This window comes from Nocardioides sp. WS12 (genome assembly GCF_014108865.1).
Classification (GTDB): domain Bacteria; phylum Actinomycetota; class Actinomycetes; order Propionibacteriales; family Nocardioidaceae; genus Nocardioides.
The window spans coordinates 4,084,537-4,110,519 of record NZ_CP053928.1 but is presented as its reverse complement, the minus strand read 5'-3'; the positions used below and the strand labels follow the sequence as shown (position 1 = coordinate 4,110,519).

Genomic DNA, 25,983 nt, shown 5'->3' with positions numbered 1-25,983 from the left:
TCAGGGTGAGTGGCACAAGTCACTCTCATCCTCGGAGGAGAACACCATGCCCAGCTTTCCCGACAACCTGGTCCACCCGTCTGGTGTGCCGCTCTCGCTGAACCCCGACCGCGTCCTGCTCGCGCCGCGGTCCACGCCCGTGGCCGGTGGCCAGGGCGACGTCCTCGCCTCTCTCGGTCTTGTTGCCGAAGGTGCTGAGGGTGCTGAAGGCACCGCTGGCGGCGCTGTCGCGGATGCCGCCGATGGCTCGGTCGCCGACAAGCAGCCCGTCAACGCTGGCCAGGACTTCGTCTTCGCCCGGACAGCGGACGGTTCGGCCGTCGACACCGACGCCCTCGACGCCGCGACCAGCGGCGGTTCGGTCGCCTGGTCCTCGCCGGTCTACACCGCCGACTTCGGCGCGGGTGCCGAGGAGCTCTCCCCGGCCGCGGACGCCGTCGTCCTCCTGGACGCCGACGTGGCGACCCCCGAGGACCTGGCCGCGGTCGAGGCTCTTGGCCTCCAGCGCGACGAGGTCCGTTCCTCGCTCCTCGGGGACCTCGACTACTTCAAGGTCGTGGACCCGGCAGCGACGCCGGCGTACGACCTGTCGGACCGGATCACCGCAGCCCTCGGCCGCGAGGTGGAGGTCCGGCTCGAATGGGTGCCGCTGCGCGTTCCGGTGGCCCACACTCCCAACGACCCGATGTACGTCGACCAGTGGGGCCTGCGCCAGATCGGGGCCGGTGGCCCGGGCACGACCGGATGGGACCTGACCATGGGTTCGCCCTCGGTCACGGTCGCGATCCTCGACGAGGGTGTCGAACTGGGTCACCCCGACCTGGCCGGTGCGTTCCTGCACAACGGCATCAACCTCGGCACCATGTCGGGCACCGGTGCTCCGACCGGAAACCACGGCACGCCGTGCGCCGGCATCGTTGCTGCGCGGACCGGCAACGGGGTCGGTGTGGCTGGTCTGGCCGGCGGCTGCCGCCTGCTGCCGATCGCCTTCGACCGGTGGACCGACACCGAGGTGGCGGCGGGTCTTCGCTACGCCCGACTCCAGGGTGCGCAGGTGGTCTCGATGAGCTTCGGGTGGAATGCCTGGAGCCACGCGGTCATCGATCCCGCGATCCAGGAGGCCCACAACGCGGGGATGATCATGTGCGTCGCCACGCACAACCACAACACCCTCAACGGCATCACGTACCCGGCGACCAACCCGCTGGTCATCGCGGTCGGCGCCAGCGACCAGGCCGACAACCGGAAGTCCCCGAGCAGCCCGGACGGTGAGGGTTGGGGATCCAACTACGGCCCGCAGATGTCCGTCGTCGCTCCTGGCGTCCGGATTCCGAGCACGGACCGTCTCGGCAGCGCCGGTTACACCGGCACGGCCTACACGGGCACCTTCAACGGGACCTCGGCGGCGACCCCGCACGTCGCAGCCCTGGCGGCGCTGATCCGTTCGCGGAACTCCTCGCTCAGCAACGTGGCGGTCCGCAACATCATCGAGAAGACCGCGGCCAAGGTCGGCACGGTGGCCTACGCCAACGTGTCGGGTCACCCGAACGGCACCTGGAACAACCAGATGGGCTACGGCCGGATCGACGTCCACGCCGCCCTGATCGCCGCCCGTCGGATCCCCAAGCGGTACTTCGAGAACGACCTCGTCAAGCACGTGCGGGACAACGTTTTCGTCGAGAAGCGGGTCAAGGAGATCCGCGAGATCGACGACTACAAGCTCGCCGGCCGCGAGATCGACGACATCTTCAACCCCGGCGAGATCCTCGTGAACCCGGTGCACGAGGAGTTCGACGGGATGAAGGAGGTTCTCGAGCGCCTGGACCGGATCGAGAAGCGAGTGGGCAGCCTCGGCAGCCCGTTCGTCGACGCCGAGGACCGGCCGGACGTGTCCGGCGAGGTGGTCGAGGCGGCCCTCGCCTCGACCAACGGCAACGGACCGTCGTGATCCTGATCCTTGCCTCCCAGCAGGACCCCGGCGCGGCAGCGCTGGTCGCGGGGTGGGCGGGCGCACGCCTGCTCACCCCGGCGGACCTGTCGCTGCCGGGCTGGGCGCTCGCTGCCGGCCCGTCCTCGGGGACGGGCCCGGCGGCCGGCCGCGGGATCGCCGACGGCGAACCGTTCGGGACCGATCAGGTGCGGTGCCTGGTCAGCCTGCTCGCGAGCGTGGAGGCAGCCGACCTCACCTGGATGTCCCCGGAGCACCGCGAGTACGTCGCCTCGGAGATGACGTCCTTCCTGGGCCACTGGCTCACCACCCTCGACCACCGCTGCCTGGTCGCGCCGTCGTACGCGAGCCTGGCGGGACCCTGCCCGCCCACCGCCGCATGGGCCGCAGCGGCCGGGGTGCCGCTGGCCACCGATGATGACGCCGACGCGCCGCGTGCGCTCGTGACCGTCGTGGGCGACCAGGTCTTCCGCGTCGGGGGATCGCAGACGTGCAAGATCGACGAGGCATTGACCCGACGGCTGTGCCGGATGGCCGCTTCGCAGGGCGTGGCCCTGCTCTCGGCCGTCGTCACCCGTGAACCGGGCGATCCGCTGGGGCGACTGGAGGCCGTTCTGTCGGCACCGGTCGTTCGAACGACCGAGGTGCGCCTGGCCGTCCGAGACCTGGTCGCCGACCGAGACAGGAATGCGCTCATGGAGGTGGCGTCGTGATCGTGCTCTACGGACTTCGCACGGACGAACCCCTCGAGAACGTCCGCCGGGTGCTCGCCGACCGCGGCACCCCCCATCTGTTCCTCGACCAGGCCTCCTGCGATCGCGTCGCGGTCGAGCCGGTCGGGAACCGGCTCGCGCTGCGGGTCGGTGACCTCGAGGTCCCGGTCCAGAACCTGCGTGGTGTCTACCTGCGCTCCTACGACCTGGGCGACGCCGTCGATGCCGCCGAGCACGACCGTCTCGCCCGGCTGTCCTTCGGCCTGAGGGAATGGGCCGAGGGAGTGCCCGAGCACGTCCGCGTGGTCAATCGGCCGTCGGCGGGACTGAGCAATCACTCGAAGCCGCGCCAGGGGACCGTGATCGAGCGGGTCGGGTTCGCCGTACCCGAGACCCTGCTGACCACGGACCCGGAGGCGGCGGCGGCGTTTGTCGCCCAGCACGGCCGGGTGATCGTGAAGTCGATCAGCGGAACCCGCAGCATCGTCCGGATCGTCGGGCCCGACGACGACCTGGGCGCCGTGCGGTGGTGCCCGACCCAGTTCCAGAGGTTCATTCCGGGCGTGGAGTACCGCGTCCACGTCGTCGGTACGCGCCTGTTCGCCCACCGGGTCCGTTCGCAGGCCGTCGACTACCGGTACGGCGGCTTCACCCTCGAACCCGTCGACCTCCCTGCACCCGTCGCCGAGCGCTGCCGCGCCCTTGCGCAGGCCCTGGACCTGGAGTTGGCCGGCATCGACCTCCGGTTCGGGAGTGACGGTCGCTGGTACTGCTGGGAGGCCAACACCTCGCCGGCGTACACGAGCTTCGACGGCCCCGACCACGAGATCGCCACCGCCCTGGCCGACCACCTGTCAGCCGATTCGTGAAGGGCCCGGGTCATCTGGCAGACTTGGCGGCTGAGTTCTGCAACGTCGGTCCCTCTCAACCGTCTGCGTGGAACCCATCCGAGTCCGGGCCCCGGTGTCCCCACCTGGTAGCCCGCGCCTCACCCACCACAAATCGTCAAGGAGACACCACAAACGTGGCCGTCAAGATTCGTTTGAAGCGCCTGGGCAAGGTCCGGGTTCCGCAGTACCGCGTCGTCATCGTCGACTCGCGCAAGAAGCGCGATGGCGCCGTGATCGAGGAGATCGGCAAGTACCACCCCAAGGAAGACCCGTCGTACATCGACATCGTCTCCGACCGGGCGCAGTACTGGCTGACCGTCGGCGCGCAGCCGACCGAGGCCGTCGAGGTCCTGCTCAAGATCACCGGTGACTGGCAGAAGTTCAAGGGCATCGATGGCGTTGAGGGCACCCTCAAGGTCAAGGAGCCCAAGCGCGCCAAGCTCGACATCTTCAACGAGGCCCTCAAGGAGGTCGCCAGCGAGCCCAAGGCCGCTGCCACGACCGCCAAGAAGAAGGCTTCGAAGAAGGACGAGAAGGTCGAGGAGAAGGTCGAGGAGGCCGCCGCTGAGGCGCCCGTCGAGACCCCTGCTGAGGCCCCCGCCGAGGAAGCTCCGGCCGCTGACGCTGCCGAAGCCACCGAAGAGGCCTGAGTAGATGCTCGCCGACGCGCTGGAGCACCTCGTCCGCGGAGTGGTTGACCACCCCGATGACGTCGTCGTGCGCGACAAGCAGCTTCGCCGTGGTTCGGTGCTCGAGGTCCGGGTCCACCCCGACGACCTCGGCAAGGTGATTGGTCGGAGCGGTCGCACGGCGACTGCCTTCCGCACGGTCATCTCCGCGATCTCCGGCAACAGCGGCACCCGGGTCGACTTCGTCGACACCGACCGCCGCTGAGTTCCACCCAGCATCATTCGAACGGGCGTCTCCCCTCGGGGAGGCGCCCGTTCGGCGTTCCCGCCCCTACCGCCTAATCTCTGACCCGTGGACAGCATTGAGGTCGTCGTCGGCCGGATCGGCAAACCCCACGGCATCCGTGGCGAGGTGACCGTCGACGTACGCACCGACGAGCCGGAGCGTCGGTACGTCGACGGCGCGGTGCTCGAGGTCGAGCCGCCCAAGGGTTCGGCCTTCTCTGGCCGCAAGCTCACGGTGTCCCGTACGCGCTGGCACCAGGGCGTCCTGCTCGTGACGTTCGCCGAGCTGGCCGATCGCAACGCCGCCGAGGCGGCCCGCGGATCGGTGCTGCGCGCGTTCGTGTCCGCCGACGAGGTGCCCGAGGACCCCGAGGAGTTCTACGACCGGCAGTTGATCGGCCTGGCGGCGCACAACCTCGAGGGCGAGGAGATCGGCAAGGTCTCCTCCGTGGTCCACGGCGCCCAGGACCTGCTCCAGATCCGTACGCCGGACGGCCGCAACACGCTGGTGCCGTTCGTGTCGGCGCTGGTCCCGGAGGTCGACGTCGCCGGGGGTCGTGTCGTGATCGCGGACCGTCCCGGACTGGTGACGCCGTTCCCCGATGACGCCGACGAGGCCGACGCTGCACCGGAGGCCACGGAGGCCGACGCGTGAGGCTCGACTACCTCACGATCTTCCCGGACTTCTTCGCGCCGCTCGAGCTCTCGCTGCCCGGCAAGGCGGCCGACAAGGGGTTGCTCGAGTTCCACGTCCACGACCTCCGCTCCTACGCGCACGACAAGCACCGCCGCGTCGACGACACCCCCTACGGCGGCGGTGCCGGCATGGTGATGAAGCCGGAGCCCTGGGGCGAGGCGTTCGACTCGCTGGTCTCGACAGGCTCGACCGACGGTCCAGCCACCACGATCATCTTCACGACGCCCTCGGGCGAGCCGTTCGACCAGCGCCTCGCGGAGGACCTCGCCACCCGCGAGCACCTCGTCTTCGCCTGCGGCCGCTACGAGGGCATCGACCAGCGCGTCATCGACCACGCCCGCGAGCGGGCGGAGGTGCGCGAGGTCAGCCTCGGCGACTACGTCCTCAACGGGGGTGAGGTCGCTGCGCTCGCGATCACCGAGGCCGTCGTACGTCTGCTGCCCGGTTTCATGGGCAACGCCCAGTCCCTCGTCGAGGAGTCGCACACCGAGGGCGGACTGCTGGAGTACCCCGTCTACACGAAGCCGGCCGAGTGGCGCGGCCGCGAGGTGCCCGCAGTCCTCCTGTCCGGTGACCACGGCAAGGTCGAGCGCTGGCGCCACCAGGAGGCGGTACGACGGACCGCGGAGCGTCGCCCGGACCTGCTCGCGCCGTCGACGCTCGATGACGGCACCCCGATCGTCCGTGCCAACGCGGGTGACGCGGCCGAGTTGCTGACGCTCCAGCGGGCCTGTTGGGTCCAGGAGGCCCTGGCCAACGACTCCCTCGACATCCCGGCCCTGCACGAGTCGCTCGACGACGTACGTGCGTGGCTGGGGGAGTGGGACACGTGGGTGGTGCGCCGCGCCGGGCGACTGGTGGGCGCCGTGCGCGGGCGTCTCGAAGGTGACTCGGCGTGGGACATCGGCCGGATCATGATTGCCCCCGACCTGCAGGGTGCGGGCCTCGGACGGGTGCTGCTGGACCACATCCAGGCCGTGGCTCCGGCCCGGGCGACGTCGTACGTCCTCTTCACGGGGGCCGACAGTGTGCGCAACCAGCGGATGTACAAGAAGGCCGGGTTCCGGCTGCGGGCGGATCTCGAAGCACCCCCAGGGGCCGTCGTCCTCACCAAACGACGTGCGTGAGCCTGCGTTCACGGCGATGACACACACCTGACGAACCTGTAACAAACCCGAAACGCGAGCCGGGGCTCGGTGAAACGACGGCACTTCAGGATCGGCGTCAGACGCGGCCCACCAACGACGGTGGCCTCAGTGGGTCGCAATGCTGGCCCGATCTCCCGAGGAGTTAGTTTCCATGAGCCTTCCTGTTGTCTGGCTGCTGATCACAGCAGCCCTCGTGCTCTTCATGACGCCAGGTCTGGCGTTCTTCTACGGCGGCTTGGTGAAGTCCAAGAGCGTCATCTCGATGATGATGCTCAGCTTCGGCTCGATCGGCCTCGTCGCTGTGCTGTGGATCCTGTTCGGCTTCAACCAGGCGTTCGTCGACGGATCGTCGGGCGACTGGATCCCCGAGGTCCTCGGCAACGCGTTCTTCGACTTCGGCATGAACGACGCCGCCAAGGCTGCGTTCGCGGGTGAAGAAGGATCGGGCCTCGTCATGGCCTTCGTGATCTTCGGCGGCACCTTCGCGATCATCACGGTGGCGCTGATCTCCGGCGCGATCGCCGACCGCGCCCGGTTCTGGCCGTGGATGCTCTTCGTGGGCCTGTTCTCGGTCCTGGTCTACTTCCCGGTTGCTTCCTGGGTGTTCTCCTTCGTCACCAACGAAGACGGTTCGGCCACCTTCACCGGCTGGGTGGGTCAGCTCGGCACGCACCTCGGCTACGACACCAGCACCATCGACTTCGCGGGTGGCACGGCCGTCCACATCAACGCCGGTGCTGCTGCCCTGGCCCTCGCGCTGGTTCTCGGCAAGCGCAAGGTCGGCTTCTCGAAGGAAGAGGCGCAGCCGCACAACGTGCCGCTGGTCCTCATCGGTGCCGCCATCCTGTGGTTCGGCTGGTTCGGCTTCAACGGCGGCGCGGCCACCTCGGACGGCCAGGCCGGTCTGATCTTCGTCAACACGCTGGTTGCTCCGGCTGCTGCGCTCGTCGGCTGGATCGTCGTGGAGCACTTCAAGGAGGGCAAGGCGACCGCTGTCGGTGCCGCCTCGGGCATCGTGGCCGGTCTGGTCGCGATCACCCCGTCCTGCGCCAACCTGACGCCGATGTGGGCGATCGTCCTGGGCCTCGTGGCCGGTGCGGTCTGCGCCGTCGCCATCGAGCTCAAGTACAAGATCGGTGTCGACGACACCCTGGACGTCGTGGGCATCCACCTCGTCGCCGGCATCATCGGCACGCTCTACCTGGGCTTCTTCGCCATCGACACCGGCCTGTTCACCGGTGGCAACATCGAGCAGCTGGTCGTCCAGGCCATCCCGGCGTTCGCGATCGGGGCGTACTCCTTCGTGATGGCCTTCGCCATCGGAACCGCGATCGAGAAGACGATCGGCTTCCGTGCGAAGGAAGAGGACGAGGTCGCCGGTATCGACCTGGCCCTGCACGGCGAGGGCTACGCCATCAACTGATGCGCAGCTGATCGAACCTGCTTCACGTCGCAGGCCCGTCCCGGTTCACCGGGGCGGGCCTGCGGCCGTTCAGGCCTCGCGCATCCGGCGACTCGACGCCTGGATCCGGACGCTGAGGTCGTGCACCTCGTCGAGGACGCCCTTGGCGAGCCACACCGGCGCCTGGCGCGAGCGCGCCGTACGGGTGAGCACCTCAGCATCGACGAGGGTGTCGATCGTCGTCCGCGCCGTTTCCTCCGACGCATCGATGCGTTCGGCCACGAGGGGAACGTTGATGATCGGCTCCTCGGTGAGCAGGTCGAGCAACCGGTGGACCGGCGTGCCCGCCCGCGGCTTCGCGAGTGCGTCGTGCCATTGGCCGCGTATTGTCTGGACGTTCTTCGCCGTGGTCCACGACTCCGCCGTCGCGATCCGGACGGCAGTGGAGAGCATGGCGACGAGGGTTTGCGCGTAGCCGTCGCGGTAGTCGTTGAGGGCGGCGAAGTACCGCTCGCGGTGCGAGACCAATGCCGAGGCGATCGGCACGGTCAGGTGCCGGGTCGCCCGCCGGCGCCGCAGCACCGCATGGATCAGCGCGCGCCCGATCCGTCCGTTGCCGTCGACGAACGGGTGGATCGACTCGAACTGGGCGTGCACGACCGCGGCCTGCACCAGGGGCGGTACGTCGTCCCGGTGGGCGAAGGCGAACAGGTCCTCCAGGTAGCCAGGCACCGTCTCCGGTGGCGGGGGCACGTGGAGGGCGCCCGTGGGGGAGTAGTCGCTCCCGCCGACCCAGTTCTGGCGGGTGCGGAACTTCCCGGCCCGCTCGGCCTCGTCGGGGTTGCGGCGGAACAGGTCGTGGTGCGCCTTGAGGATCGCCTCGGGTCGGATCTTCCGGGTGGTGTCGGCGTCATGGATCATCCGGGACAGCGCAGCCGTGGCCGAAGCCATGGACACGGCCGACGCGTTGGCGCCGACCCCGAGCAGCGCCCGCCCGTAGTCGGCGAGGCTCGCGTCGACGTTCTCGATCTTTGACGAGTCGACCGACTCGGTGCGCAACTGCAGGTGGTTCAGCGCCTTGAGCGTGCGTCCGTGGACGAGATCGAGGTGGCCCAGGTCGCCGGCGCTGGCCATCACCATCGCGGTGAGCGGTCGGTCCATCGCGTAGTTGAGGTCGCGGATGTACGGCGGCAGCGACACCGTGACCTCGCGTACCTTGCGCTCCGCTCGCGGTCCACGAGGGACGCTCTGCCGCCAGGGGCGGGTCTCCTCGGTGTGCGGCGCCCAGTCGCGGCGGGCCGGGGCGTCGGTCATGGGCGCCATTGTCGCAGCGGTCCGCTCTGGATTTTCGCGGTCTCGCTTCCTTGTGGGAGGATCGGAGGTCGGTGCAACGAACGCTTCTGCCACAGGGGAATCGCCGATCGCGCACCACCTTCCATCCCGATGATCCGTCATCACTATGTTCCGCGGCTGACCTGTGTGCATTCGCGAGGAGAATCATGACCAAGTTCAGCCCCTCCCTCGTCACCGACCTGGGCAACGCCCTCAAGCGTGACGACGTCCCCGCTTTCCGCGCCGGTGACACCATCAAGGTCCACGTGAAGGTCATCGAGGGCAGCCGCTCGCGTGTCCAGATCTTCCAGGGCGTTGTCATCCGCATCCACGGTGGCGGCATCGGCGAGACCTTCACGGTCCGCAAGGTCTCCTTCGGTGTCGGCGTCGAGCGGACCTTCCCGCTCCACTCGCCGATCTTCGAGACCATCGAGATCGTGACCCGCGGTGACGTGCGTCGCGCGAAGCTCTACTACCTGCGCAACCTCAAGGGCAAGGCCGCCAAGATCAAGGAGCGCAGGGAGATCTGACATATTGCGCGAGCGCGTCTCCGGCGTTGATCCGGGGCAGCAAGCTGCCCGAGGACGCCTCCCGCCGCGCTGCCGCGCTTGTCTTTCGCGAAGGCCCGACCGTTCAAGGTCGGGCCTTCGTGCATTTCACACCCACGGCGTGCCTAGACTCGACCATCGTGACCACCGAGCAGCCGGACGACATCGCCGACGCGCCTGACACGGGCGCCACGGGTGCCGACGAGCCCCGTCGCGGCCACAGGGCAGCGGACAAGGACGAGCGCAAGCACCTTCCGGTGTGGCAGGAGAGCATCCTTCTGCTGGCCGTCGCCCTCGGCCTTGCGGTGCTGATCAAGGCCCTGTTCGTGCAGGCGTTCTACATCCCCTCGGAGTCCATGGAGCCGGGGCTGGTCAAGAACGACCGGATCCTGGTCCAGAAGGTCTCCTACTGGTTCGGCAAGCAGCCCCAGCGCGGCGACGTCGTGGTCTTCGAGGACCCGGGCGAGTGGCTCGGCCCGACCGACAACGTGGGTCCCACCGGCATGGCGAGCGTGCTCTCCAAGATCGGCCTGTATCCCACGGGCGGCCACCTCGTGAAGCGTGTCATCGGTACGGCGGGCGACGTGGTGGTGTGCTGCGACGAACAGGGCCGGATCTCGGTCAACGGGCAGGTCCTCGACGAGTCCAGCTACCTCGGCCCCGACCCGGGTGCCTGCAACGCCGTGGTCGACGAGTGGATCACCAAGGAGAAGACCGCTCTCGGCAGCTCGTGTGGCTGGACCATCGGCCCGATCCCGGACGGCAAGCTGCTGGTTCTCGGCGACAACCGCGGTCACTCCGCAGACTCCCGCGCCCACCTGTGCGGCCCGGACGAGGACCCGTGCACCCAGAGCCCGTGGGTCGACACGGACCTGGTGGTCGGCAAGGTGTTCACGCTGATCTGGCCGCGCGACCGGTGGACCTGGGTCAGCCGGCCCGAGGTCTTCAAGGATGTTCCGGACGACCCGCCGGCCGACGTCCGCGAGCGAGCCGAAGAGCTCGCCACTCCCTGAGCGAGGTCGCAGATGTCGAGGCTTCCCACCGGAGCGACGGTACGACGCGACGCAGGTCTGTATGGCTACGAGCGGGCACTGCGACGCCACGGTCTCGAGCCGATCGCCGGCGTCGATGAAGCGGGTCGCGGAGCCTGCGCGGGACCGCTCGTCGCCGGTGCAGCGATCCTGCCTGCGGGCAAGGCCGGTGTGATCCCCGGTCTCGCCGACTCCAAGCTGCTGACCGCGGCTGCTCGCGAACGCTGCTACGACGAGGTCGTCAAGCGCGCGCTGGCCTGGTCGGTCGTGGTGATCTCCCACGACGAGTGCGACCGGCTCGGCATGCACGTGGCCAACGTCGAGGCGTTGCGCAGGGCGGTTGCGAAACTGGCCCTGCCGCCGGCGTACGTGCTGACCGACGGCTTCCCGGTCGACGGACTCGGTGCCCCCGGACTGGCGGTGTGGAAGGGCGATCGCGTGGCGGCCTGTGTCGCGGCCGCGTCCGTGCTGGCGAAGGTCACCCGCGACCGGCTGATGGTCGAGCTCGACAGCGAGTGGCCGTCGTACGACTTCCGCACCCACAAGGGCTACATCACTGCGACGCACACGGCAGCGCTCGAGGAGCACGGCCCTTCGCCCGTGCACCGGATGCGGTTCGTGAACGTGCGGCGCGCGGCGGGACTCGAGCCCTTTCCCGAGTCCTTTCCCGAGTCCTCTCCTGGGTCACTGCCGGACCTCGAACCATCCGAGGGCTAGGGTTGCCTGCGTGAGTGCCGAGGAGCTCGAGAAGTACGAAACCGAGCAAGAACTGAACCTCTACCGGGAGTACCGGGACGTCGTCGGCATCTTCAAGTACGTCGTCGAGACGGATCGCCGGTTCTACCTGTGCAACACGGTCGATGTGAAGGCCCGCTCCGAGGGGGGCGACGTCTTCTTCGAGGTAACGATCGCGGACGCCTGGGTGTGGGACATGTACCGCCCGGCGCGCTTCGCCAAGAACGTCAAGGTGCTCACCTTCAAGGACGTCAACGTCGAGGAGCTCGCGACCTCCGACATCGAGCTCCCGAAGATCCCGAAGCCCTGAGGACCTTCGTCCTGACTTCGTCCCGAGTACTGGATTGCTGGCCGGAATCGGCCGAACCTGCCTGTAGAGGGCGGTAAGCACTGCCCTCGTTGCACCGGTAGCGGGGGAGGCACCATGCAGCTGTCGCGTGGTCGCGGGCGTGAGCGGGACGAGCGCGGATCAACGCTCCTGTTCGCCACGGTGTTCCTCGCAGTGCTGATGATGAGCGGCGCGTTCGTGGTGGACCTCGGCATGCAGCGGGTCGCCCGCGCCGACGTACAGGCCGTCGCTGACGTCATCGCGCTCGACCTGGCGCGCCAGCTCGATGGGCGCACCGTCGCCGAACTGGAGCCGGTGCTCGACGCCCTGAGCGAGAAGAGCCTGTCCCGCAACGCGGGGATCATCGGTCCCGATGCCCCCGGCCTCGACTACGAGCTCGGCACCATGGCAGCCGGCGAATTCGTTCCCATGAGCGAGGGCGTCCCCACGGCGGTCCGGGTCGTCGCCCAGGCCGAGGTTCCGTACGCGTTCGCCGGAATCACCGGCGAGAACAGTGGCACCGCGACCCGGTCGGCGGCCGCGGAGAGCTCTTCGACCGCCTGCTTCAAGCTGGGGTCCTTCGTCGCTGCGATCCGTGGTGGCGACGAGACCGTCCTGGACCCGCTCAACGACCTGCTCGGCGTGAACCTCGACCTCGTGAGCTATCGCGGTCTGGCAGATGCCGACGTGCGGCTGTCCCAGCTGACAGCCAACCCCACCATCGGTAGTCCCGAGGCGCTGTTGCAGGGCTCGATCCTCTACAGCGACCTGCTCGCCGTGATGCTCGATGCCCTCGCCAAGGAGTCAGGCGGCAACAACACCGTCGCGATCACGGCACTCGGCAAGCTCATCAACTCCTCGGTGACCACCTCTGTGGGCGAGATCAGCCTGTCGAATGTCCTGCACATCTCGCCGACCGACCGCGCCGCGCTGGAGGTCGAAATGAGCGTGCTGGACCTGATCGGGTCGGCTCGCCTGTCCGACGGGCAGTACTTCGTCGGGGTCCCGAACATCCAGGGTGGTGTCCCCGGGGTCGGGTGGCAGTACACCGGTGCGATCTACCTCGTGTCCGCCGCCGAACTCGCCTGCGGCGCACCCAACTCGCCGGGCGCGACCGCCGACACCGCGCAGCTCGACGGGACCCTCGGCATTGAGTTCACCAACCTGCCCAGCATCAGTCCACCGGGTCTCGGCACGTTGCAGACGCCCAAGGGTGCCGGGTTCCTCGAGATCGAGGCCGGCAGCGGCACCGGGGCGCTGGTCTCGCCCCCGCCGGTGCATTGCGGGGTGAACACAGTGGCTGACCCCTCCACGTTCAGCGTCCGCGTCGCGAGCGCCCTGGCGTCGTACAAGTTGAATGCGAACGTCACCGTCAGCGCGGACGTCAAGCTCACCGACCTGGTCGGGCTCGGGCTCACCTCAGTGATCACCAACCTGCTCGGCAACATCTTGTTGCTCGGGACCAAGCTGTCGCTCGATGTGGAGGTGACGCTCAGCGTCGGTACGCAACTCTCCCCGTCGACGTCGACGGTGGGGCTGTCGTTACCGCCGAACGACGTCACGCCGGTGACGACAGGCGGCTCGATGAGCCTCAGCATGGCGACCCTCATGCCCACGGTGACGTCGGTGAAGATCGGCGGCAAGGCGGCCAACCTCGCTTCCGTCACCGCGGTCACGAACCTGATCGCCCACGAGCTGGTGACCGCCGGGCACGGGTTCGTCGAGAAGACCCTGACGCCGCTGGTCAACAACATCAACACGATGTACATCGGGCCCGTTTCCCGCATGATCGGACTCCGTCTCGGCGGGGCTGACGTGTTCGCCGTCGAGGCCACCTGCGGGCGTCCGAGACTGGTCGGCTGAGCGTCCCGAGAGCGACTAGTCAGAACGGACTACGCCATCTCCTTCGACCGGGCAGAATGACCCGGGATCGGTTCCGTCGTTGTACAGAAGACGATTAGTGTGTGCCCAACGCCGTTCGGGGGGCGTCATGGGAGCGATGGCGGGGAGGCCGGCCGATGAGGCGTTGTGTGTCCAGGGGGTTCGCTCGTGCGCGCCGTGACGTACGAGGGGCCGCGGCGGTCGAATTCGCCCTGCTCCTTCCAGTTCTGATGGTTCTGGTCTTCGGAATCATCAACTACGGCGACATGCTCAGCGTGCGCCAGTCGGTCAGCCAGGCGGCCTCGGAAGGTGCGCGTGCCGCGGCGGTGAACCCCGGTGACAACGCTGCGAAGCTCGCTGCCGGCAAGAAGGCCGTCGACGCGGCACTCGCCGCCCAGGACCAGAAGTGCAGCGCCTCGGGCTGCACGATCACCATCGCCCCGTGTGCGGGCGAAGGCACCAAGAGCTGCGCGACGGTCGTCGTCGAGATCGACTACGAAGGGATGATCGCCGGGTTCGGGCTCGTCCTGCCGGAGACGTTGACGTACACCGCCGTTGCAAGGGTGAGCTGACATGGCGACCCGCCGGCGGGACGAGCGCGGGGTCACTGCGGTCCTGATGGCCGTGATGATGAGCGGCGTCCTCCTCATGTCCGCAGCCTTCGCGGTTGACCTCGGGCAGCAACGGGTCGTGCGTCGCGACATGCAGGCCATAGCCGATGTCGTCGCGCTCGACCTCGTGCGCCTGCTCGACGGACGCACGGCGGCTGCCTACGACAAGTCTGCCTTCGACGCAGCCAAGAACAAGAGCGTCGCGCGCAATGACACGGCGCTGGGCGGAACTCTCGAGGAGAGTGACGTCAACTGGGACTTCGTCGTGCGGGATGCCGCCGACACCAAGTGGGACGTCATCGACAAGTCGTCCAGCATTGCTCCTGACGCCATCAAGGTCACCGCCAAGTCAGACACCGCGTTTGCCTTTGGCGGTGTGTCGGGGCTCGCCCGCGGCGGTTCGACCCGGGAGGCCGTGGCATCGCTCGAGCCATTCGTCTGTTTCTCGGTCGGCGCCAACCTCGTTGATCTGGACACCTCGTCGAACGTGCTGGTCCAGGCGTTGCAGACCTTCCTCGGCATTGATCTTCTTGCCGTTTCGCTCAGTGCTGTGGGCCCGGACGGGATCGCGAGCCTCAAGCAGGCCAAGGTGCCGCTCCTGGACCTCGCGGCCGCGCTCGACGTCGGTACCGTGGATGCGCTGGTCAGTTCCCCCACTCCGATCACGGTCGGGCAACTGCTCACCGCGAGCGCCGAGGTGCTGAACAACAAGGGCACCTTGGCCGACGCCAACGCGGCCCTCCTCCTCAATGCCCTGGCTGCCAAGGCGAACCTCGCCACGCCGACACTGCTGGTGTCGGACATCCTGACGCTCGGCCCCGGTGGCGGTTCGGCGCTCAATGCTGACCTCAGCGTCGCGGACCTGCTGGAAGTGCTGGTCTATGTCGCGGGTGATCACGCCGTCGGTGTCACGGTTCCGCTTGCCGTTCCTGGAGTGGCCAACATGTTGACCACGGTCGAGATCATCGAGATCCCCAAGGTCGCCTGTGCGCGCCCGAATCAGACGCCGGCGGTGGAGGCTGAGTCAGCCCAGATCAGGCTCACGTCCACCATCGACCTCGGTGCGGCGACGTTGGTGACGAATCTCCTGACGGAGTTGAACAACACGTTGTCGGCCCTGCTCGGTGCGCTGCTTTCGACGCGCGAAGAGCGGGTCAAGCCCGGCACATTGGCGAGCACACTCACGTTGTCCGTGACGTCCGCTCAGGCAAAGGCGAAGCTCAAGAACCCCGGCGGGCTGCGTTGTTCAGACCCTGCAGGTCAGACGGCGTCCTTCGACGTGACCACCTCGTTGGCGAATGTCGACCTGGCCCTGCGCCTGGGCTACGTGGTGCAGCGGCGCACGCGGACCCTTCCGCTCCTTCCCTGGGGTCCTTGGACCGACATCAAGACCGTGTCGGACACGATCCTCGGGCTGGGCGCGAATCTGGGCGACGCGACGCCGCGCGACGTGGACCTGGTCTACCCGGCTCCGCCGGACGAGACCATGCCGTTCAACTCCCACGACGCGGCGCTGGCGTTGACTCTGGCAGTGACGACGTCCCAGCAGAACGGCATCCTCGCGATCGTCGGCAGCCTGCTGACGCCCGTGATGAACACGTTGGTGAACCCGTTGGTGAGCAGTCTCAACGCCGGCCTGCTGCCGGCGCTGCGCACCACTCTCGGCACCTTGGGCATCAAGTTGGGCAACACGACGCTGAAAGCCAGCGGCCGTCCCGGCTGCAGCCCCCGACTCGTCGGCTGACCTACCGCGTCACTCGCGTCACAGCGGTGGCCACGAACTGACAACAACCCTGTGGATGACTCCGGTCGTCCACAGGGTTGTTTCGTCGTACTCCCGCGGAGTCGGGGCGCTCGTCGACGCTGGCACGCATGACAACCACGGCACAGGCGAAGCAGGCGCTCGGCGCGTACGGCGAGGAGGTGGCCGCGCGGCATCTGGGTGACCTCGGGATGGCGGTCCTCGAACGCAACTGGCGCTGCACCGAGGGCGAGGTCGACATCGTGCTCCGCGACGGCACGACCCTGGTGGTGTGCGAGGTGAAGACGCGCACCAGCCTGGTCGCCGGGACGCCCCATGAGGCGATCACCGACGCCAAGCTGGCCAGGCTGAAGCGGCTGGGTGAACGCTGGGCTGAGGAACGCGGCATCCGCCCGGCCGGCATCCGGGTCGACCTCGTCGCCGTGATGCGGCCGCGACGCGGACCGGCGCAGGTCGATCACGTCCCGGGGCTGTGCTGATGCCGTTCGCGACGGCGCACTGTGTGGCGCTCAACGGTGCGCTCGGACACCTGATCGACGTCCAGGCCGACGTCTCGCCCGGGCAGGCCAACGTCATGGTCGTCGGCCGGGCCGGTGCCGCCCTCCGCGAGGGCCTCGACCGGGTGCGGATGGCCATCATCAACAGCGACCTCGACTGGCCGGCGTCCAAGCGCACCACGATCCTGCTGTCGCCGGCCGACCTCCCGAAGTCCGGCACCCAGTTCGACCTGGCGATGGCGCTCACGGTGCTCGCGGCCGATGGGCAGCTCGAGCACCGCGACATTGCCGACACCGCCTTCATCGGCGAGCTCACGCTGGCGGGGGGACTGCGGCCCGCCATCGGCGTGCTCCCGATGACCCTGGCCGCGGCAGCCCGCGGCGTCCGACGGGTCTACGTCCCCGAGCCACAACTCGAGGAGGCCGCGATGGTCCCCGACGTCGACGTGATCGGTGTGCGGTCGCTGGCCCAGGTGGTCGCGTCGGTGCGCGGACACGCGGTGCCAGATGCGCCGCCCGTCGCGGAATCGTCCGGATCGCGACTGCTCAGCTGGCGCGGCGACGAACGTCTCGACGAACTGGACTTCGCTGACCTGCGGGGGATGGTGGACGAGAAGTACGCCGCAGAAGTAGCGGCTGCCGGCGGGCACGCCCTGTTGCTGTCGGGCGCCAAGGGATGCGGGAAGACCAGCATCGCCGAACGGATCCCGACCATCCTTCCGGACCTGACACCCGGGGAATCCCTCGAACTGACCGCTCTGCATTCGCTGGCAGGTGTCCTGGAGCCGGGGCAGGGCATGGTGGTGCGCCCGCCCTTTGCTGCTCCGCATCACGACGCGAGCAAGGCGAGCATCATCGGGGGCGGCCTCGGCCGCGTGCACCCGGGCGAGATCAGCCGGGCCCACTGTGGCGTGCTCTTCCTCGATGAATTCCCCCTGTTCAGGTCCGACGTCATCGACGCGCTGCGCCAGCCGCTGGAAAGCGGCGACATCACGATCGCCCGGCGCGACGAGTCCGTCACCCTCCCGGCCGGCGGAATGCTCGTCCTGGCCAGCAATCCGTGCCCCTGCGGCAACTGGGCTGCCAGCGCGCGGGCGAATCGGTGCACCTGTGCGCCGCCCGTTCGGCGGAGCTACGAGAGCCGGCTGACCGGACCGATCGCTGACCGGATCGACGTGCTCCGGCACGTGCAGCCGGCGACCGCAGCGAGCCACGATCCGTTCCGGCCGGTCGAGACGTCGGCCGATGTTCGGGTCCGGGTCACCGCGGCCCGCCTGCGCCAACAACGTCGCTTCGCGGACGCCAGTTGGCGTCTGAACAGCCAGATCCCGAGTCCACGGCTCAAGGACACCTGGCCCGTCGCCGAGAAGGCCCAGCAGATGCTGGACCAGGAGACCTACCGCGGCAAGCTCAGTGCACGCGGAGCAGTGCGCGTCCTGCGAGTGGCGTGGACGGTCGCCGACCTCGCGTCGGTGCGCACGGGCCGCGACGTCGTACCCGGACCGGCCGAGGTCGACACCGCGCTGCGCCTGCGCCGCGGCGAGGCCCTGGACCTGCGGGCGATCCACGGTGCGTACGACGACCTCGACGATGCGGAGCAGGCCGGATGACGACCGATGACGAGCGCCTTGCCCGCGCCACGATCAGCCTCGTCGCCGAGCCCGGCGATCTCCGCTGCCTCGGCCTGACCCGGGAGCTCGGGGGAGTGGAGTTCCTGCGGGCCCTGCACGAACATCCCGACCTCGGTTCGGTGCTCACCGCGGTGACGGCCCGGCTTGCCGACGTACGCCCCGAGCGCGAACTGGAGCGAGCGGAGCGGCTCGGCGTCCGCTTCGTGATCCCGGGCGACGCAGAGTGGCCCGTCCAGCTGGACGACCTGGCGCATCGTGCGCCGTTGCACGAACGGGGCGAGGTGCCGGTCGGACTCTGGGTGAAGGGCCCGCTGCGCCTGAACGAGCTCGACGGGTCGGTTGCGGTCGTCGGAGCGCGCGCCTCCACGACCTACGGCGACCAGGTCGCCGCCGAACTCGCCGCTGTCGTCGGAGCCGCCGGCCGACCCGTGGTGTCCGGCGCGGCATTCGGGATCGACTACGCCGCCCACCGCGGCGCGCTCAGTGCCGGTGCACCGACCGTGGCCGTGCTCGCCTGTGGCCCCGACCGCGCCTATCCCGCTGCCCACCGGGAACTGCTCGCCCATCTGGCGCAGCACCATGCGGTGATCTCGGAGTCCCCGCCGGGGGCGTCGCCGTTCCGGATCCGGTTCCTGGCGCGCAACCGGCTGATCGCGGCACTGGCGCGCGGCACCGTCGTGGTCGAGGCCGCCGTGCGCAGCGGTGCCCTCAACACCACCAACTGGGCAGAGCGCCTCAACCGGGTGGTGATGGGGACGCCCGGCCCGCTCACGAGCGTGGCATCCGTTGGCGTGCACCAGTTGATTCGCAGTGGAGCGGCGACGCTGGTGTCCAGCGGCGAGGAAGCCCTCGAGTTGCTCGGGTCGGCCGGCGACGATCTCGTGGTGGAGCCGCGCGGTCCCGAACGGGAGCGCGACCGGCTGCCGATCCGGGCGCAGCAGGTCCTCGATGCGGTGCCGGTGGTCGTGGCCGCGTCGACCGAATCGATCGCCCTGGTCGCGGGCCTGGCTGTGGCCAGCGTCGGCGAGGTCCTCCGTGGCCTGGCCGACGAGGGCTACGTCGAGCAACTCCCCGTCGGCTGGCGGTTGGCCGAGCGTGCGCGGTGCTGACGTGCGTGGCACCTCCGGGGACGACGGGCGGCGACCTACGATCGATCAGTGACCGCGACCGCCGACAGCCGCGATGCGTTGCCCGAGGGCTTCGCACGAGTGCTGGGTGACTACGAACGGCACCTCGTGTCCGAACGCGATCTCGCGGCACACACCGTGACGGCGTACCTCGGCGATCTTGTCGGGCTGCTGGACCATGCGGCGCGCCTGGGCCTGCACGACGTGGCCGACCTCGACCTGCGGACCCTGCGGAGTTGGCTCGCCAAGCAACAGACCATGGGCCTGTCCCGTACGACGCTCGCCCGTCGCGCCACCGCAGCGCGGGTCTTCACGGGCTGGCTGGCCCGGACCGAGCGTGCCCCGACTGATGCGGGCTCGGCGCTCGGCTCACCCAAGCCCCACCACACCTTGCCCTCGGTGCTGCGCGTCGATGAGGCCAACGAACTGATCGCCGCCGCCGCCGCGCTCGCCGACGACGGCAGCCCGATCGGCGTGCGGGACGTCGCGATGCTCGAACTGCTCTACGCAACCGGCATGCGGGTGGGGGAGTTGTGCGGGCTCGACGTCGACGACGTGGACCGGGACCGCAACGTGGTCCGGGTCTTCGGCAAGGGGCGCAAGGAACGGACCGTTCCCTTCGGGCATCCGGCAGCTGCGGCGATCGACCGCTGGGTCAGGACCGCCCGGACTGATCTCGCCCGACCGGGGTCAGGGGCTGCGCTGTTCCTGGGCGCGCGAGGTGCCCGGATCGACCAACGCGCGGTGCGCACGTTGGTGCACCGACGTCTTGCCGATGTCCCGGGGGCGCCGGACCTCGGGCCCCACGGCCTGCGCCACACCGCCGCCACCCATCTGCTGGAGGGCGGTGCGGACCTCCGTTCGGTCCAGGAGGTGCTCGGGCACGCGTCGCTGGCGACCACGCAGCGCTACACCCACGTCACCACCGACCGACTGCGAAGGGCCTACCAACAAGCCCACCCGCGGGCCTGATTTCCTGGTCCCGCCACAGCGGCAGCAGGCGGACGGGTCCACCGCCGACCAGGCGCAACGGATCGAGGTAGGTCTCGCCCCGGAGCCAGCCCCAGTGCAGGCACGCCCGCGGGAAGCAGTGTGAGCCGACCACCTCCAGATGGCCGATGGCGTCGCCTGCAACGAGCGCGTCCCCGGCTGCGACGTCCGCGGTCACCGGTTCGTACGTCGTCCGGGTGTCGCCGTGGCTGACCACGACCACACCCCGTCCGGCAATCCGCCCGGCGAACGCCACGCGCCCCGGCAGGGCGGCGCGGACCGGTTGGGCGGCGCGGCCGAGCAGGTCGACGCCTCGGTGTCCGGAGCCCCAGGGATCGGTCGGTGGGTCGAAGCGCTCGATGACCTCAGGGACAGGGGCCAGCGGCCACACCCCGACCGGATCGTCGGCTGCCCGGACGGGGCCGGGGCTGCCCAAGAGGGCAACGAGGGTGGCGACGGCGAGCATCAGGACTCGGGTCGAAGACCGCGGGGATCGGCTGGACATGGCGCTCAGGGTGCCCCGCGGCCCCGCAGAGGAGCCCTTTGGGGCCACCCGCCTGTGGACAAAATGCTGCCCGATTTGTCGTTGTGTCTGACAGAGGGACAATTTTCCGCTATGCAGGGAATCGAGGGTTTTCCCTGTATCGGGACAGGAGCCCTTGCCTGAATACTTCTCGCGGGACAGCGAGGACATGCCGGTCGGTGGCGTGACGGATGTCCCGCTGTCGACGGGACGACGAAGGAGGCGGGTGATGGGGCCGGGACTACAGGCTGAACCCACGCCCACCGCACCCGCGACCCCCGGGGCGGTCGTGCTGACGGCCGCCGACCGGATCAGTCTTCCGGGCCGGACGCCCCAGCGCGTCGAGCGCCCCGAACTCACCGGTGTGCCGGAGGTTCCCGGCCTCGTCAGGGCGCGCCTGAACCGTGCCTTTGACACCTTCCTGCGGGCCCGGATCGGCGCCGTGATCGCGCCCGCCGGCGTCGGCAAGACAACCGCGCTGGCCCACTGGGCACGCACATCTCCTGTCGACATCGCCTGGTGGCGCGCCACCTCACGCGACGAGGACCGGATCGCGCAAACCATCCGTGGCCTCGCGGATGCCGTGCACCTCCTGGCCCCCAGCCATCCGCGGGCGACCTGCCGCGAGTCCCTCATCGATCGCCTTGCCGAGTACGACGGCGCGCCGGTCATCGTGATCGACGACTTCCACCACGTCGACCACCCCGAGGTCGGCCGCCTGATCGAGGACATCCTCCAGATGACGACCACTCGGGTCGTGGTGGTGTCCCGGGCCGAACTGTCTCTCAACCTCGCGCGCTCGGAGTTCCCCAGTGTGGTCGTCGGCATCGACGCCCTGCGCTTCCGGCAACCCGAGACCGACGAGTTGTTCCGGTCCGTGCACGGGGAGCCGCTGACCAATGACGACGGCTGGCTGCTCACCCGTCAGACCGACGGCCTCGCTGCGGCGTTGCACATGTTCAACCAGGCCACGCATGGCTCGGGCGACCACGCCCGCCGGCACGCGTTGCAGGACCTGTCCGGCGGCGCCACCTTTGCGATGGGGTACGTCGCCCGCGAGATCCTCTCCGGCCTCGACGCCGCGGACGTGCGTCTCCTGCGCCAGACCGCGCCGCTCGAATTGCTCACCGCTGACAGGTGCCGGGACCTGACGGGTGCGGACTGTGGCGCCTGGCTCCAGCGCCTGGTGCGCCAGGGGCTGGTCCGGGGCGTGCCCGGTGGCTATGCCCTGGCCCGGGTGGTGCGCCGCCAGCTCCTGGACGAGCTGTGCGACGAGCTCGGCTCCGACGACTTCGATGCGCGGGTGCGGGCCTGTGCCGAGCGGATGGCTGCCGACGGCCAGCCCGCGTCGGCCGTGCGCACCTACGTCTCGGCGGGCGCATGGGATGCGGCGGCCGCCGTACTCGAAGCCAACGCGCGAGCGGTGCTGTCCGACCCCGACCTGGACTGGGTGGGTGCCGCGTGTGTGAAGGGTCCGTGGCGCCAGGTCGCACTCGCCGTGCGCGAACTGCGCGCGGGCCGACTGGAGTCGGCGCAGGACGAACTCGGTCCTGCTGAGTCGCACTCCTCGCCGGCTCTGACGGCGGCAGACGAATGGATGCGTCGTGCCCTGCGGATGTGGATCGAGGGCGACCTCACCCCGGGCCGTCCCTGGTTCGAACGGCTGCGTGCCACGGTGCACCGCCCGAATCCGCTGCGCTACTCCGGGGGAAGCCACGGGCACCAGGACCTGGATCACCGGTTGCTCCAGGCCGTGGACTGCGCCGTTGCAGGCGACCTCGTGTCGGCGCGCCGCCTGGCCGACGTACCACCGTCGGAACAACCCGTTGCCCTGGCGCTCTCCGCGCTGACTGCCCTCCTGTCCGGGCCGGCCGGGGTCGAACGCCTCGTCGACGAAGCCGAGCGCGGTGGCGTTCCGTGGGTCAGCAGGCTCGCCGGCGGCATCGCGGACCCGGTGAGTCTTCCGCGGCGCCGGGACGAGGCTGACGCGATGGGGGACCGGTGGGGAGCACTCGTGCTCGCCGGTCTGCACGCCGTCCTCAGCGCCCGCGCCGGCCAGCCATCGGTCCCCGAGTTCGACGACCTGGTCCGCCGTTGCCGACTGCTCGGTGCGCCCGCACTCGAAGCCTGGGCGCGGGGCGGCCTGGCGCTCGCCGGAGCCTGGACGGGTTCGCCCGACGCTGCCCGTGAGGCCGAACTGGCCGTCGGCTTCGCCCACACGGCCCAGGTCCCCGGAGCCCTGGCTCTGGCGTGGGGCGTACTCGGCACGCTGCGTCGCGACCCCAACCTGCTCGCGGACGCCACTGCGGAGGCCGATCGGGTCGGATTCGACTGTCGCCCGTGGGAATGGATGGAGAAGAGCGCCGACCGACGGCCCGACGTCGTCGTGACCGACCGTGCGGCCCCGATCGAGGTCCGTTGCTTCGGTGGCTTCGAGATCCTGGTGCGGGGCGTTTCCCCCAGTTTCGACGGCGTCCGGCCGCGGGCCCGTGCCCTGCTCCGCGTGCTCGCGTTGCACGCCGGAACCTCGGTCCACCGCGAAATGCTGGTCGATGCGATGTGGCCGCAACTCGACAGCAACGCAGGAACCCACAACCTCCACGTCTGTGTCTCCAGCCTGCGGGCCGCCCTTGAGCCCGGCGTTGCTCGCGGTGCGAGCCATCTCGTCGTCCGCGACGGTGATCGCTACTCCCTTGCCCTGCCGGACGGGTCGGTTTCCGACCTGCGCGACTTCGACCTCCGCACCCGTGAGGCCGACGAGTGGCGGGCCCGGGGCGACGTCGGTCGGGCCGCGATGGCCCTCGACCTCGCCCTGCAGATCTACACCGGAGACGTCCTTCCCGAGGACGGACCGTCGGAGTGGGCCGTCGGCGTGCGGGACCGCTACCGGGTGCGGGCAGCCCAGGCGGCCGCACTGCTCGGTGAACTCCGCCTCGCCGAAGGTCGTCCGGCCGACGCCGCCGAGGCCGCCCAGCGCAGCATCGAGATCGAGCCCTGCCGCGACGCCTCCTGGCGTCTCCTGGTCAAGGCGTACGACGCCGCGCAGGATGTCGCGGCAGCCGAGCGCGCCCGACGGTCCTATGCCTCGGTGCTCGCCTCGCTGGGCGTGGTCGAATCGACCGCCGACCTGCTGAAGGGCGCCGGGATCTCCCGGCCCTGACGCCCCTCGCGGTCTTCAGATCAACTGGCCGGCACCGACAGTTCGCCCCCGAGCAGGGCCGACGTGTCGCACCGCGTCGCCGGCGGGGCGTCGGGAGGTGTCCCCGGCGTCCGGCAGGTCACGACCAGACGGATCTGGTCGGTCGCGACGATCGGTGAGACGAAGTGGAAGTCGAGGTCGCGGAAGTTCTCCAGTGCGACGTCCATCTGCACCTCGCCGTCGACGGACAGCACCGCGCGGCCGAAGTCGCCCTGGGGATTGCTGAGCACCACGTCGGTCAGGCGGTAGACGCCGTCCTCGACGATCGGGTACGTCGCGGCTTCCGTCGCATTGTCCAGCGGGTCGGCGAAGAGCCGCCGGGACACGTCCGTGACGATCACCTTGGGCGCGGGCTTCGCACCGGCAACCGCGTCGGCCTTGTCCGCAGACTTCTGGGCATTCGTCGCAGCACCGTTGGCCGCTTCGGCGTTCTTCTTGGCTTCTCCCGCCGCCTTCTCCGCGTCGGCAGCGGCTTCCTCGGCGGCTTCCTTGGCCTGTGACTCGATCGTCGGCTTCAGGAGCGTGAACCACAGCGCGGTGAGCAGCGCGAGCAGCGCGATCAGGCCGATCAGCGCCCAGATCAGCCACTTCGGGATGACCGGCGTCTGGACGTAGGAACCAGCGAGCTCCACCGGGGTGCTGTTCTCCGGGGTGACGTCGACGACGAAGTTGTGGGTGACGGGCTGACCTCGCCAGATGGCGCGACGACCCTTGGCGCGGACCTTGGTGAAGCGGGCCTCGCCCGGCGGGATGATGAGTCCGACCGGATCGACGCTGAGTCGGGCCCGGTTGCCTTCGGAGGAGGCGTTGACCAGGACGTTCACCGGCACGTTGCCGCGGTTGTCGATGGCCACCTGGTGCTTGCCCCGCCGGCCCTGGGAGGTCCGCGGGACCAGCTCGGCCGTCGTGTCGAGGAACGGGAGGATCTCCAGGACCCCTTCGGGCACCACGGCGTTGTTCGGGTTGTCCCGTGGCGTGATGACGACGCCGAAGCGCTGGGAGCCCACGGCCGTGCTCGCGGAGCGGGGCGGCCGGAACGTCACGGTCGCCGTCGTCGCCGTACCGGGGTAGAGCGAGACCTGTGCGGGCTCGACCGTCGCCCAGCTGGCAGGCCCGCCGACAACGGTGATGTCGTAGCCCTCTACGACGCTGCCGTTGTTCTTGATCTGGAGCGGGATCACTGCCTCCGACCCGGGGTCCAGTTGGACCGTCGGGGATTCAAGGCTTGCAGTAGTCGTCACGCTGGCAACGCTAGGACCTCTGGACGATCCGGCCACCCGTCGCAGGGGAGGACTTACGGGCAATCGGATGTGCCCGTTGAGCCACTGTTGAGTGCACAGAGAGTGCCCTCTGGTGTGCTCCTCAGGACCGTCCCTCCCAGCGGTCATGTTCGAGCCGACAGGAGTGCATCCACATCATGGATCGTCACGTCAGAGTCCACGTTCACGCCATCGACCCCATTCTCAAGGCGGGCGTCGTCAGTCACCTGCGCCCGCGTCCCGAGGTGCGGATCGTCACCGAAGAGGAAGCCGGGCAGGCCGCGGTCGCCGTGGTCGTCGCGGACCGTGTCGACGAGGAGTCGTTGCACCTGTTGCGCAAGTTGCGCCGGGACAGCACCGGCCCGAGCACCGTGCTCGTCGTCGGGGGTCTGGACGACACCGACCTCGTCAACGTCGTCGAGGCCGGAGTGGTCGGTGTGCTGCGGCGGCCCGACGCCAGCGCCGACCGTCTGGTCAATGCCATCCTCGCTGCCGCCCGCAACGAAGGAACGGTCCCGCCGGACCTCCTGGGTCGACTCCTGGACCAGGTCGGTGCGCTCCAACGCGGCGTCCTGGGGCCGAAGGGGATTGCCTTCAACGGGCTCGCGGCACGCGAGATCGAGGTGCTGCGCCTGGTGGCGGACGGCTGCGACACCGGCGAGATCGCCTGCCAGCTGGCCTACTCCGAGCGGACCGTGAAGAACGTCCTGCACGACATCACGTCGCGCCTCCAGCTGCGCAACCGTTCGCATGCGGTGGCCTATGCGTTGCGCCAGGGACTCATCTGAGATTGCCCGAACAGCCGGAGGGGTCGCCC

General features: G+C 69.4%; 24 protein-coding genes and 1 pseudogene. 22 read left to right on the top strand and 3 right to left on the bottom strand.

What is annotated here, in order from left to right:
* Window positions 1–46 precede the first annotated feature (46 nt).
* The 9 genes and pseudogenes from HRC28_RS19875 to HRC28_RS19840 all read left to right on the top strand — a co-directional run bounded on the left by HRC28_RS19875 (window position 47) and on the right by HRC28_RS19840 (window position 7,733).
* Window positions 47–1,948, top strand: a complete 1,902-nt coding sequence (locus HRC28_RS19875) for a S8 family serine peptidase (RefSeq protein WP_182377132.1) — start codon at window positions 47–49, stop codon at window positions 1,946–1,948.
* The gene (locus HRC28_RS19870) at window positions 1,945–2,661 is read left to right on the top strand and encodes a hypothetical protein (RefSeq protein ID WP_182377131.1); all 717 of its coding nucleotides are present in this window, start codon (window positions 1,945–1,947) and stop codon (window positions 2,659–2,661) included. Before HRC28_RS19875 ends, HRC28_RS19870 begins: the two co-directional genes overlap by 4 nt.
* The gene (locus HRC28_RS19865; protein WP_182377130.1) at window positions 2,658–3,530 is read left to right on the top strand and encodes a hypothetical protein; all 873 of its coding nucleotides are present in this window, start codon (window positions 2,658–2,660) and stop codon (window positions 3,528–3,530) included. The genes HRC28_RS19870 and HRC28_RS19865 overlap by 4 nt, the downstream gene beginning before the upstream one ends.
* Before the next feature lie 155 nt (window positions 3,531–3,685).
* The gene (gene rpsP / locus HRC28_RS19860) at window positions 3,686–4,201 is read left to right on the top strand and encodes a 30S ribosomal protein S16 (RefSeq protein ID WP_182377129.1); all 516 of its coding nucleotides are present in this window, start codon (window positions 3,686–3,688) and stop codon (window positions 4,199–4,201) included.
* A gap of 4 nt (window positions 4,202–4,205) precedes the next feature.
* Window positions 4,206–4,445, top strand: coding sequence for an RNA-binding protein (locus HRC28_RS19855; protein WP_182377128.1), 240 nt, complete (start codon window positions 4,206–4,208; stop codon window positions 4,443–4,445).
* Between the two features lie 87 nt (window positions 4,446–4,532).
* Complete coding sequence (rimM, locus tag HRC28_RS19850; protein WP_202033132.1) at window positions 4,533–5,120, top strand: ribosome maturation factor RimM; 588 nt, start codon at window positions 4,533–4,535, stop codon at window positions 5,118–5,120.
* Window positions 5,117–5,806, top strand: a pseudogene (trmD, locus tag HRC28_RS25675) (tRNA (guanosine(37)-N1)-methyltransferase TrmD); the annotation flags it as partial. The gene rimM and the pseudogene trmD, both read left to right, overlap by 4 nt.
* A 66-nt stretch (window positions 5,807–5,872) precedes the next feature.
* Window positions 5,873–6,289 carry a GNAT family N-acetyltransferase gene (locus tag HRC28_RS25670; RefSeq protein ID WP_272902685.1) on the top strand — a complete coding sequence of 139 codons (417 nt, stop codon included), beginning with the start codon at window positions 5,873–5,875 and terminating at the stop codon, window positions 6,287–6,289.
* Between the two features lie 172 nt (window positions 6,290–6,461).
* Window positions 6,462–7,733 (top strand): ammonium transporter, encoded by a 1,272-nt coding sequence (locus HRC28_RS19840; protein WP_182377126.1) that lies wholly within the window; start codon window positions 6,462–6,464, stop codon window positions 7,731–7,733.
* Between the two features lie 69 nt (window positions 7,734–7,802).
* Here HRC28_RS19840 and HRC28_RS19835 read toward each other — a convergent pair whose 3' ends face one another.
* Complete coding sequence (locus HRC28_RS19835; RefSeq protein WP_182377125.1) at window positions 7,803–9,026, bottom strand: Fic family protein; 1,224 nt, start codon at window positions 9,024–9,026, stop codon at window positions 7,803–7,805.
* A 185-nt stretch (window positions 9,027–9,211) separates the two neighbouring features.
* Here HRC28_RS19835 and rplS point away from each other — a divergent pair, with 185 nt between their 5' ends.
* The 11 genes from rplS to HRC28_RS19780 all read left to right on the top strand — a co-directional run bounded on the left by rplS (window position 9,212) and on the right by HRC28_RS19780 (window position 20,167).
* Entirely contained in the window at window positions 9,212–9,574 is a 363-nt protein-coding gene (gene rplS / locus HRC28_RS19830) for a 50S ribosomal protein L19 (RefSeq protein WP_182377124.1), read from the top strand.
* A 158-nt stretch (window positions 9,575–9,732) separates the two neighbouring features.
* Window positions 9,733–10,605: a signal peptidase I gene (lepB, locus tag HRC28_RS19825; RefSeq protein WP_182377123.1), complete on the top strand. Its 873-nt coding sequence runs from the start codon at window positions 9,733–9,735 to the stop codon at window positions 10,603–10,605.
* Window positions 10,606–10,617: 12 nt separating this feature from the next.
* Complete coding sequence (locus tag HRC28_RS19820; RefSeq protein WP_182377122.1) at window positions 10,618–11,340, top strand: ribonuclease HII; 723 nt, start codon at window positions 10,618–10,620, stop codon at window positions 11,338–11,340.
* A 10-nt stretch (window positions 11,341–11,350) separates the two neighbouring features.
* Window positions 11,351–11,668: a DUF2469 domain-containing protein gene (locus HRC28_RS19815; RefSeq protein ID WP_056714307.1), complete on the top strand. Its 318-nt coding sequence runs from the start codon at window positions 11,351–11,353 to the stop codon at window positions 11,666–11,668.
* A 114-nt stretch (window positions 11,669–11,782) separates the two neighbouring features.
* Window positions 11,783–13,549: a pilus assembly protein TadG-related protein gene (locus tag HRC28_RS19810; protein WP_182377121.1), complete on the top strand. Its 1,767-nt coding sequence runs from the start codon at window positions 11,783–11,785 to the stop codon at window positions 13,547–13,549.
* A 167-nt stretch (window positions 13,550–13,716) separates the two neighbouring features.
* Complete coding sequence (locus HRC28_RS19805; protein ID WP_182377120.1) at window positions 13,717–14,139, top strand: TadE/TadG family type IV pilus assembly protein; 423 nt, start codon at window positions 13,717–13,719, stop codon at window positions 14,137–14,139.
* A 1-nt stretch (window position 14,140) separates the two neighbouring features.
* Complete coding sequence (locus tag HRC28_RS19800) at window positions 14,141–15,922, top strand: hypothetical protein (RefSeq protein ID WP_182377119.1); 1,782 nt, start codon at window positions 14,141–14,143, stop codon at window positions 15,920–15,922.
* A gap of 128 nt (window positions 15,923–16,050) precedes the next feature.
* The gene (locus tag HRC28_RS19795; RefSeq protein WP_182377118.1) at window positions 16,051–16,419 is read left to right on the top strand and encodes a YraN family protein; all 369 of its coding nucleotides are present in this window, start codon (window positions 16,051–16,053) and stop codon (window positions 16,417–16,419) included.
* Window positions 16,419–18,047 carry a YifB family Mg chelatase-like AAA ATPase gene (locus HRC28_RS19790; RefSeq protein WP_182377117.1) on the top strand — a complete coding sequence of 543 codons (1,629 nt, stop codon included), beginning with the start codon at window positions 16,419–16,421 and terminating at the stop codon, window positions 18,045–18,047. Before HRC28_RS19795 ends, HRC28_RS19790 begins: the two co-directional genes overlap by 1 nt.
* Window positions 18,044–19,177, top strand: coding sequence for a DNA-processing protein DprA (gene dprA / locus HRC28_RS19785; RefSeq protein WP_182377116.1), 1,134 nt, complete (start codon window positions 18,044–18,046; stop codon window positions 19,175–19,177). The genes HRC28_RS19790 and dprA overlap by 4 nt, the downstream gene beginning before the upstream one ends.
* A gap of 48 nt (window positions 19,178–19,225) precedes the next feature.
* Window positions 19,226–20,167, top strand: a complete 942-nt coding sequence (locus tag HRC28_RS19780) for a tyrosine recombinase XerC (protein WP_182377115.1) — start codon at window positions 19,226–19,228, stop codon at window positions 20,165–20,167.
* Here HRC28_RS19780 and HRC28_RS19775 read toward each other — a convergent pair.
* Window positions 20,115–20,690, bottom strand: coding sequence for a M23 family metallopeptidase (locus HRC28_RS19775; RefSeq protein WP_182377114.1), 576 nt, complete (start codon window positions 20,688–20,690; stop codon window positions 20,115–20,117). The genes HRC28_RS19780 and HRC28_RS19775 overlap by 53 nt on opposite strands.
* Window positions 20,691–20,937: 247 nt before the next feature.
* On the opposite strand from HRC28_RS19775, the gene HRC28_RS19770 reads away from it, so the two are divergent.
* A complete protein-coding gene (locus HRC28_RS19770; RefSeq protein ID WP_182377113.1) occupies window positions 20,938–23,868 on the top strand; it encodes a BTAD domain-containing putative transcriptional regulator in 2,931 nt (976 codons plus the stop codon).
* Window positions 23,869–23,888: 20 nt separating this feature from the next.
* On the opposite strand, the gene HRC28_RS19765 is transcribed toward HRC28_RS19770, so the two are convergent.
* Window positions 23,889–25,148, bottom strand: coding sequence for a hypothetical protein (locus HRC28_RS19765; protein WP_182377112.1), 1,260 nt, complete (start codon window positions 25,146–25,148; stop codon window positions 23,889–23,891).
* A gap of 176 nt (window positions 25,149–25,324) precedes the next feature.
* Here HRC28_RS19765 and HRC28_RS19760 point away from each other — a divergent pair, with 176 nt between their 5' ends.
* A complete protein-coding gene (locus HRC28_RS19760; RefSeq protein WP_182377111.1) occupies window positions 25,325–25,954 on the top strand; it encodes a response regulator transcription factor in 630 nt (209 codons plus the stop codon).
* The last annotated feature ends 29 nt before the right edge of the window (window positions 25,955–25,983 follow it).